Annotated in this window: 8 protein-coding genes and 1 pseudogene; 6 read left to right on the top strand and 3 right to left on the bottom strand. The window is 66.2% G+C overall.

The window, feature by feature from the left end; genetic code table 11:
- Window positions 1-39: 39 nt before the first annotated feature.
- Window positions 40-1577, top strand: a pseudogene (gene ubiB, locus RMN84_RS08200) (2-polyprenylphenol 6-hydroxylase).
- 116 nt (window positions 1578-1693) lie between these two features.
- Here the strand turns inward: ubiB and RMN84_RS08195 are convergent.
- The gene (locus RMN84_RS08195) at window positions 1694-3148 is read right to left on the bottom strand and encodes a cation diffusion facilitator family transporter (RefSeq protein ID WP_309611688.1); all 1455 of its coding nucleotides are present in this window, start codon (window positions 3146-3148) and stop codon (window positions 1694-1696) included.
- Complete coding sequence (locus tag RMN84_RS08190; protein WP_309611687.1) at window positions 3048-3314, bottom strand: metal-sensing transcriptional repressor; 267 nt, start codon at window positions 3312-3314, stop codon at window positions 3048-3050. Before RMN84_RS08190 ends, RMN84_RS08195 begins: the two co-directional genes overlap by 101 nt.
- A 325-nt stretch (window positions 3315-3639) precedes the next feature.
- Between RMN84_RS08190 and RMN84_RS08185 the strand changes: the two genes are divergently transcribed.
- The 5 genes from RMN84_RS08185 (at window position 3640) to RMN84_RS08165 (ending at window position 8927) form a co-directional block, all read left to right on the top strand.
- On the top strand, window positions 3640-4425 hold the full coding sequence (locus tag RMN84_RS08185) for a transporter (RefSeq protein WP_309611686.1): 786 nt from the start codon (window positions 3640-3642) through the stop codon (window positions 4423-4425).
- Window positions 4426-4808: 383 nt separating this feature from the next.
- Window positions 4809-6485 carry a hypothetical protein gene (locus RMN84_RS08180; RefSeq protein WP_309611685.1) on the top strand — a complete coding sequence of 559 codons (1677 nt, stop codon included), beginning with the start codon at window positions 4809-4811 and terminating at the stop codon, window positions 6483-6485.
- A 38-nt stretch (window positions 6486-6523) separates the two neighbouring features.
- Window positions 6524-7735: a bifunctional phosphopantothenoylcysteine decarboxylase/phosphopantothenate--cysteine ligase CoaBC gene (coaBC, locus tag RMN84_RS08175; RefSeq protein ID WP_309611684.1), complete on the top strand. Its 1212-nt coding sequence runs from the start codon at window positions 6524-6526 to the stop codon at window positions 7733-7735.
- Window positions 7732-8169, top strand: a complete 438-nt coding sequence (gene dut, locus RMN84_RS08170) for a dUTP diphosphatase (RefSeq protein ID WP_309611683.1) — start codon at window positions 7732-7734, stop codon at window positions 8167-8169. Before coaBC ends, dut begins: the two co-directional genes overlap by 4 nt.
- A complete protein-coding gene (locus RMN84_RS08165; RefSeq protein ID WP_309611682.1) occupies window positions 8166-8927 on the top strand; it encodes a HesA/MoeB/ThiF family protein in 762 nt (253 codons plus the stop codon). The genes dut and RMN84_RS08165 overlap by 4 nt, the downstream gene beginning before the upstream one ends.
- On the opposite strand, the gene RMN84_RS08160 is transcribed toward RMN84_RS08165, so the two are convergent.
- A partial coding sequence (locus RMN84_RS08160; protein WP_309611681.1) for a topoisomerase C-terminal repeat-containing protein occupies window positions 8924-9315 on the bottom strand: 392 nt, incomplete at its 5' end. The genes RMN84_RS08165 and RMN84_RS08160 overlap by 4 nt on opposite strands.

The raw sequence follows: 9315 nt of genomic DNA, 5'->3' as shown, positions 1-9315 counted from the left end.
GCCGCCACCTCCCCGCGAAATCGTGGGGAGGAGAATCGCATGACCACCTCCGCCACCCACCTCTTCCGCCTCCTCAAATGGGGCCGCACGCTCGCCCGCCACGGCGCGCTGCAGGGGATCGAGCGCGATCCGCTGACTCCGCCCGCCGTCCGCCGCCTGCTCCGCCTCGCCCGCTTCGGCCTACACCAGCCCGCCGTGCCCGACTACGCCGCCGCGCTGCAGGCGATCGGCCCGGCCGCGATCAAACTTGGCCAGGCGCTCGCCACGCGTCCTGATTTGGTGGGAGACGTCGCCGCCGTCAACCTCATGCGGCTGCAGGACTCGCTCCCCCCCGCCCCCTTCGCCGCCATCCGCGCCGCGATCGAAACGGGCCTCGGCGGCCCGATCGAAACCCTGTTCCAGTCGATCGACCCCATCCCCGTCGGCGCTGCCTCGATCGCTCAGGTCCACAAGGCCGTCACCACCGAAGGCCGCACCGTCGCGATCAAGGTGTTGCGCCCCGGGATCGAGGAGGAATTCGCCCGCGCGCTCGAAACTTATGAATGGGCCGCCGCTCACGTCGAACTGCTCGGCGGCGAGGCTGAGCGCCTGCGCCCGCGCCTCGTCATCGCTCACTTCAAACAATGGACCCGGCGCGAGCTCGATCTCCAGCGCGAGGCCGCATCGGCCTCCGAGCTCAAGCAGACCATGCTCGCCGAGCCCGGCTTCTACGTCCCCGAGATCGACTGGCGCCGCACCGCCCGCCGCGTCCTGACGCTCGAATGGATCGACGGGATCAAGCTCACCCGCCGCGACAAGCTCATCGAGGCCGGCCACGACCCCAAGGCGCTCGCCACCATCCTCATCCGCGCCTTCCTGCGCCAGGCGGTGGTCGACGGCTTCTTCCACGCCGACCTTCACCAGGGCAATCTCTTCGCCCTCCCCGACGGCCGCCTCGCCGCGATCGATTTCGGCATCATGGGCCGCATCGATCGCCGCGCGCGGATGTGGCTGGCGGAAATCCTCTACGGCCTCATCACCGGAAATTATCAGCGCGTCGCCGAGATTCATTTCGAAGCGCAATATGTCCCGTCGCACCACAATGTCGCCGAATTCGCCACCGCATTGCGCGCCGTCGGCGAGCCGATCCGCGGCCTGCCCGTCAAGGAGATCAGTGTCGGCCGCATGCTCGAAGGCCTGTTCTCGATCACCCGCGATTTCGACATGCAGACCCAGCCCCATCTGCTGTTGCTGCAAAAGACCATGGTCATGGAAGAAGGCGTCGCCACCGCGCTCGATCCCGACGTCAACATGTGGGAAGCGGCCGAACCCTTCCTCAAGGAATGGATCCGCGGCGAACTCGGCCCCGAAGCCTTCGCCGCCGACGCGATCATCGACCTCGCCCGCACGGCGAAACTCATCCCCGAACTGATCAAGCGCCTCGACGCCGTGCTGCAGCGCAAGGCGCCGCCCCGCCGCCGCCGCCACTGGCAACGGTGCGGGTGTTCGAGGGGCGGCGGGGGTGGGAGACGGTTGTGATAGCGGTGGTCGCGGCGTTTGTCGGCGCAGCGGCAATGGCGGCAGTGCTGTTGCAATAGCGGCTTTGTTCGACTGTGGATCAGAGCGCGGCCAATGTCCGCAATCGGTGAAAAGCGGACATTAGCATTGTCGCGAGCTCGATTGCAGTAGTCAAAGTTCCATACGCCGGTCCCGCCTAATGTTGGTGCCCCTCGGGCTCAGCCATCTCAAACGGAAGCCGATCAGCCTGATCTTTCTTGACCAGCTGCAGGACGGCGTGAAAGGCGTGGGGCTCGCGGGGCGCTTTGGCGCTTTGCAAGATCATTGGCTCATCGGTCGTGAAAAGCGGGATTGTCTCGACACCCTCACCTTCACGATTGATTACAACCTCGGCGCCGAGGTCGTCACTGTGGCGTTCCAAGGTGAGACGCATCCGCTCGCCTTGCGGCGTATCGACTATGGCTAGCGTGCCGTCACTGATCGGACTTCTAAAGCGAAACGGCTCGGGCGCATGATGGCCGGAGTGTCGATCGGCGACCGCGTCCAAATGGACTTTAGCCAACTCCGAATGCTCGAATGTTACGTTCGCGGTCTTGAGGGCGGGCGTGTGGGCCAGCAGTTCGGACTTCAAATTTCGGGCGATGGCCATCGCGGCGGGCAACGACAATTTTTCGTCCACTTGGATTGCGACGTCGGCATGCAATTCGTGTCCGATCCATCGGGCACGGGCATCGGTTACGCTCGCAATCCCGGCAACATGTTCGGCCGAATGGCGAATCTCGGCCGTCACACTGGGGTCCACGCCATCGAGCGTTCGCGTGATGACAGCCTTGGCCGATTGCCAAACGATCCCACCGATCGTGATCGTGATCAGCAGGCCGACGATCGGATCGGCGAGCGGATAGCCGAGCCACACTCCGCACGCACCGAGCACCACCGCCAGCGAGGTCAATCCATCGGTCCGCGCGTGATAGCCATCGGCGATCAGCGCCGCGCTGTTCATCTGGCGACCGACGCGGATGCGAAAGACGGCGACCACTTCATTGCCAACGAAGCCGATAAATCCGGCGAGGGCGAGCCAGCCAAGATGCGTCACCGGCTCCGGATTGAGCAAGCGATGGATCGCCTGGTAACCCGCGAATACCGCGCTGAACAGGATGATGAGGACGATGAGTATGCCCGCCAAATCCTCGACCCGGCCGAGGCCGTAGGTAAAGGTCTTGGACGGTTCGCGCCGGGCAAGCACGAACGCGAACCATAACGGAATAGCGGTCGTGGCATCGCCGACATTGTGGATCATGTCGGCGAGCAGCGCGACCGATCCCGACACCAAAACAATGACGAACTGAAACGCGGAAGTCATGGCGAGGATTACGAACGACCATTTGATCGCCCAAATGCCCCGATCCGAGCTCGTCAACGACGGGTCAATCACGCCGTGGGTATGGCCGTGACCTTGAGCGCCGTGGTCGTCGTGCGCCGGATGACCGCCGTTCACCGCGTGTCCGCCGAAGCCAAGCCAATCGCGAATGTTTATCATACTGTGCACCTCATAGGTATTTCGCCAATTGCCTGAATTCCTCCAGCGCCGCCTGGCTAACCGGCTCGCCCGGAGCAATCCCTTCGGCCAGGCAGTGGTCAATGTGATCATGGATCAGCGCGCGCTTGGCGTTCGTGATCGCGCACTCGACTGCGTGAAGCTGCTGCGCGAGATCGACGCACTTGCGGCCACTTTCGATCATCGCGATCACTGAGGTCAGGTGACCGTTCGCCCGCTTAAGTCGCTTGACGATTTGGGGATGGGACTCGTGCTTCATCGAGGAGCGGTTATCCTCCAGGGGAGGATGATTGCAACTTAAATCGACCGAAGGCTAATGTCCGCAATGGGTCGAAAGCAGACATTGCGCCGATATCCGAATTAGCAATGGTGACAGCAAGACCGCCCGATTCAATCCCTGTCCTACAGCCGCCGTTTCTGCCACGCTCCCCCAATGACGCGTCATTGGTCCTCGTCCACCACCCTCACCGATCGCCCCCTTCGACCCGAATGCACCCCCCATACCGTGTGAACTTTCGTGAACTTTGAACGGACGTCACCGTGAAGATCGCGTCCAAATCGCCCCGCCCAAGGATCCTCGCCCCATGCGCCACGCCCTCCTCGCCGTCGCCGCGCTGTTGCCGTCTGACGCTGTCGCTGCTGGCGCGCCCCCGCTGTGCACCGACCGGCCGTCCAAGGCGACCTCGGCCTGCACTGTGCCCAAGGGCATGCTCCAGCTTGAGACCGACATCGTAAACTGGTCGCGGGACAGCGACGGCGGATTGCGCACCGACACGATTCTCTACACCAACCCGTTGCTCAAATATGGCCTCAGCGATTCAACCGACATCGAGGCGTCGATCACGCCCTATGAGACCATCCACACCCGCGATTCGACGGGATCGACTTCGACCCGCGGCGTCGGCGACCTGTATCTGCGGGTCAAGCAGCGGCTGACGTCGAGCGATGCCGAGGCGCAGTTCGCGCTCGAGCCCTTTGTGAAGATTCCCACCGCCAAGCTGGGCATCGGCAATCGCAAGGTCGAGGGCGGGCTCGTCGCGACCGGGGTGTTTACGCTCCCGGACGGGTTCTCGCTGACCGTCACGCCGGAAATCGACGATCTCGAGAACGCCGATCTCGACGGCCATCACGCACAGCTCGTCGGCGCGTTCAATGTCGGCAAGACGCTGTCATCGAAGCTGACCGTTTCTGCCGAGCTGTGGACCGCGCAGAATTACGAACCGGTGGGCCATGTCCACCAATATTCGGCCGACTTCGCGGTCGCCTTTCTCGCGCGGCCGACGCTTCAGTTCGACGCCGGGACGAACATCGGCCTCAACCGCGTCTCCCCGGACATGCAAGCGTACATCGGCGTGTCGTCCCGGTTCTAATTCACAGCAGCATCAGCAATTTCGTCATGGCAACAAGCGGCAAGGAGCGTGCATTTCTGAATAGCGCAATCGGCCGGCTTGATCCCGAATGGCATTCCCGAGGGATGAGCGGTGACTGTCGTTGGCCCACGCGGGTTGAACGACTGCCACTGGGTCGAGAGCAGGAACGAGACCGGACTCATTCCCCTGTCCTACACCTCCCGTTTCTGCCACGCTCCTCGAATGATGCGTGATCGTTCCCTCATCCGCCACCCTCACCGAATGCCCCCTTCGACCCGTCATAACGCTCAAACCGTGTGAACTTTCGTGAACTTTGACCGGACGTCAGTGTGAACATCGGTGAAGATCGCGGCCGACTCGCTCTGCTCAAGGAACATCACCCCATGCGCTACGCCCTCCTCGCCGTCGCCGCGCTCCTGCCGCTGGCCGCGCCGCTCCATGCCGCCCCGCCAGCACCCGTCCCGGCCGCCACCGCCACCCACGCCGCCCTCGTCCGCCTTTTTACCGACTGGCGCGCATTCAACCATCCTGCAATCACCCACGGCCGCCCCGACTACAGCGCCCCCGCCATGGCCCGTCGCGCCGCCGGCATCCCCGCCTTCCGCCGCCGCCTCGCCGCGATCGACCGGCGCGGGTGGAGCGCGTCGCAGATCGGCGATGCCCGGCTGATCGGGGCGGAGATCGACGGCCTCGACTTCTTCCACCGCGTCCTGCGCCCGTGGGCGCGCGACCCGGGCTATTACCAGACCGTCTTCGCCGAAATGAGCGACGTTCCAGCGCACGAAGGCCCGTCCGCCGAACCCAACATCGACCTGCATAATTATGCCTGGCCGCTGTCCCCCGCCGACGACGCGAAACTGACCGAGCAACTCGGCGCGGTCCCCGCCCTGCTGACCGACGCCCGCACCAACCTGGCCCCCAGCACCGCGCACGACCTGTGGGCCTATGGTGACCGCGCCTTCGCCGAGCAGGCCGAAGTGCTCGCCGCGCTCGAGGCTGGCACGCTCGTCATGAACGACCTCGCCGGCAAGCGCCCCGCCAACCTCGACAACGCGAGCCCTGCGTTGCGCTCCGCCATCCACGCCGCCCGCCTCGCCACCGAGGATTTTGCCCGGTGGATCAAGGCGCAGGCCCCGCGCCGCATCGGCCCGTCGGGCATTGGCAAGGCCAATTACGACTGGTATCTGACCCACGTCCTGCTCAGCCCGTATAACTTCGACCAGCAGCGCACCCTGCTCCAGCGCGAACTCGACCGCTCGCTCGCCTCGCTCCGGCTGGAGGAAGTCCGCAACCGCAACGCCCCGCCGATCACCGCGATCGGCGACCCGAAGGCGTATCGCAAATTCGCCGACCGCCGCACCCAACAGCTCTACCGCCTGATGGTCGACGCCGGATTCACAGTCGACCGCCCCGAGTACAGCGCCGCCCTCGCCGCGCAAACCGGCGACTATACCCCGCTCGCCAACCGCAATTTCTTCACCCACGTCACCGCGTTCGACCCAGCGCCGCTGGCCAGCCACCAATACCACTGGATCGAGCTGGCGCACCTGCGGGTCGAGCCGCACCCCAGCCCGATCCGCGACACTCCGCCGCTGTTCAACATTTACGAAGACCGCTCGGAAGGCTTCGCCACCGCGATGGAGGAGCTGGTGATGCAGGCCGGCGCCTATGACGACGAGCCCCACGGCCGCGAGCTGGTGTGGGCGATGCTCGCCAACCGCGCCGCGCGCGGTCTCGCCTCGCTGCGCGTCCAGGCCAACGAGATCGGCTTGGCCGAGGCCGGCAAGTTCCACGCCGCCTGGACCCCGCGCGGCTGGTCCGACGCGTCGAGCCGCCTCGTCGGGTTCGAGCAACTGCTCTACCTGCGCCAGCCCGGCTATGGCCCGAGCTACATCGTCGGCAAGTTCCAGCTCGACCACCTCCTCACCCTCGCCTCGCACCGTGCCGAGGTTGCCCACCGCCCGTTCGTGATGCGCGACGCCTTCGCCGACATCCTCGCCTCGGGCATCGTCCCGCCGTCGCTGATCGAAACCGAAGCGGAGGCCCAGGAACAGCGCTAGCCCTCGACTCTCCCGCCCACGCTTGGCAGGGACCGCACATGGCCCGCATCCTGCTCATCGTCGGCGGAGGCATCGCCGCCTACAAGGCGAGCGAGCTGATCCGCCTGTTCCGCAAGGCCGGCCATGCAGTCACCCCCGTCCTGACTGCCGGCGGGGCTCATTTCGTCACCCCGATGACGCTCGCCGCGCTCGCCGAAAGCCCGGTCTACACCTCGCTGTGGGACCTCAAGGACGAGAGCGAGATGGGCCATATCCAGCTCAGCCGCGCCGCCGACATCGTCCTGGTGTGCCCGGCAACCGCCGACCTGCTGGCGAAGATGGCGGCCGGCGTGGCCGACGACCTGGCGACCACCCTCCTCCTAGCGACCGACAAGCCGGTCGTCGTCGCCCCCGCCATGAACGTCCGCATGTGGCTCCACCCCGCCACCCAACGCAACGTGGCACGGTTGAAGGCCGACGGGGTGACGGTGATGGACCCAGACGACGGCGCCATGGCGTGCGGCGAGTTCGGTCCCGGACGACTGCCGGAGCCGGAAGACATTTTCCAACAGGTGGTCGCCCTCGTTTCCGTTCGTCCCGAGCTTGTCGAAGGACTGTCCTTGGCGACTGGTTCCCTTGCCCTTGCAGGCCACCACATCCTCATCACCGCCGGCCCGACTCACGAACCGATCGACCCCGTCCGCGTCATCGCCAATCGCTCCTCGGGCAAGCAGGGCTTCGCCATCGCCGCCGCCGCCGCGAACGCCGGTGCCCGCGTCACCCTGATCGCCGGCCCGGTCGCGCTGCCCACCCCCGGCGGCGTCGCCCGCATCGACGTCGAGACCGCCGAGCAGATGGCCGCCGCGGTCGAGGCAGCGCTGCCCGCCGACGTCGCGATCCTCGTCGCCGCGGTCGCCGACTGGAAGGTCGCACCGTCGCCGGTCAAGCTCAAGAAGAGCGCCGGTCCGCCCGCACTCACCTTCACCGCCAACCCCGACATTCTCGCCACCCTCGCCGCCCGTCCGCAGCGCCCGCGCCTGCTCATCGGCTTCGCGGCCGAGACCGAAAACCTCGTCGCCAATGCCACCGCCAAGCGCACCGCGAAGGGCGCCGACTGGATCGTCGCCAACGACGTGTCGGGCGACGTGATGGGTGGCAGCCACAACCAGGTTCACCTCATCACCGCCGCCGGCGACGAGGCGTGGGAGGCCGGCACCAAGGACGCCGTCGCCGCCCGTCTGATCGACCGCATTATTCAGGAACTTGCATGATCCGCATCCAGATCGCCCGCCTGCCGCATGGCGAGGACCTGCCGCTGCCCGCCTATGCGACGCCGGGCGCGGCTGGCATGGACGTGGTCGCCGCCGAAGACCTCGATCTCGCGCCCGGCCAGCGCCACGCCGTCGCGACCGGCTTCAAACTCGCCATCCCCGATGGCTACGAAATCCAGGTCCGCCCGCGCTCGGGACTGGCGTTCAAACATGGTGTGACCGTCCCCAACACCCCCGGCACAATCGACAGCGACTATCGCGGCGAGCTCAAGATCCTGATGATCAACCACGGCCCCGAGCCCTTCCCGGTGCGGCGTGGCGAACGCATCGCCCAGCTCGTCCCGGCGGCCGTGACGAAGGCCGAGTTCGACGAGGTGGCGGAATTGGACGCGACGGATCGCGGTGCCGGAGGCTTCGGCTCGACCGGGCGATGACCCCCGCACCATTCACGAACGAGGAACTCGAACGCTACGCCCGCCACATCGTCCTGCCGCAGGTCGGCGGCGCGGGGCAGCAGCGGCTGAAGGCGGCGCGGGTCGCGGTGGTCGGCGCGGGTGGCATCGGCTGTGCGGTGATCCCGGCACTCGCGGGGGCGGGGGTCGGCCAGTTGACGATCATCGACGGCGACGCGGTCGACCTCTCCAACCTCCAGCGCCAGCCGCTCTATCGCAGCGACCAGATCGGCCAGGGCAAGGCAGTCCTCGCCGCGCAATTCGTCAATGCGCTCAACCCGTTCGTCGAGGTCGTTGCCATCGAGACGCGGGTTGATCCGGCCAACGCCGCCGAACTCCTCTTCGGCCACGACCTGATCCTCGACGGCACCGACAATTTCGCCACCCGGCTGATCGTCAGCTACACCGCCGTCGCGCTCGGCATCCCCTTGCTGTCCGCCGCCGCCGCGCAATTCCAGGGCCAGGTCGGGCTGTTCAGGGGCCATCTTGCTGGAGCGCCCTGCTACCGCTGCTTCGTCGGCGACGCGTTCGACGCCGACGATTGCGATACTTGCGCCGAGCAGGGCGTGCTCGGCGCGCTAGTCGGCACGATCGGTCAGTTCGCCGCGCTAATGGCCGTCAGTACCATCGTCGGCATCGGCAACGATGCGGCGGGGAAACTGTTTCTGTTCGACGGGGCGACGCTCGAATGGCGGACGATGCGCCTCCCCGCCGACCCCGAGTGTCGAGCCTGCCGCTAGGCTTTCTTCTTCGCCGGCGCCTTCTTCTTCGCGACCTTCTTCTTGCCCTTGGCCGGACCCTTGGCCGCCTTTTCGTCGATCAGCACGACCCCCTCTTCCAGCGTCACCGCCTTGGGGTCGGCCGATTTAGGCAGAGTCGCGTGGGTCGTGCCGTCGGTGACATAAGCGCCGAACCGCCCCTCCATAACCTTGAGCTCCTTGCCGCTTTCGGGGTGAACTCCGAGCACCGCCAGTGGCTCGCGCCCGCCGGTCCGCCGCCCGCCGCCCGCGGCCACATCGGCCAGCTTCGCCACCGCCGCGTTCATGCCGGTCTCGAACACTTCCGTGGTCGATTTCAGCCGCGCGTATTTGCCATCGTGAAGCAGATACGGCCCGTAACGCCCGATCG

It is taken from the genome of Sphingomonas sp. (assembly GCF_031380695.1).
In the GTDB taxonomy this organism is placed as follows: domain Bacteria; phylum Pseudomonadota; class Alphaproteobacteria; order Sphingomonadales; family Sphingomonadaceae; genus Sphingomicrobium.
Note: the sequence above shows the minus strand (reverse complement) of the source record. Positions and strands in the feature narration are given on the sequence as shown.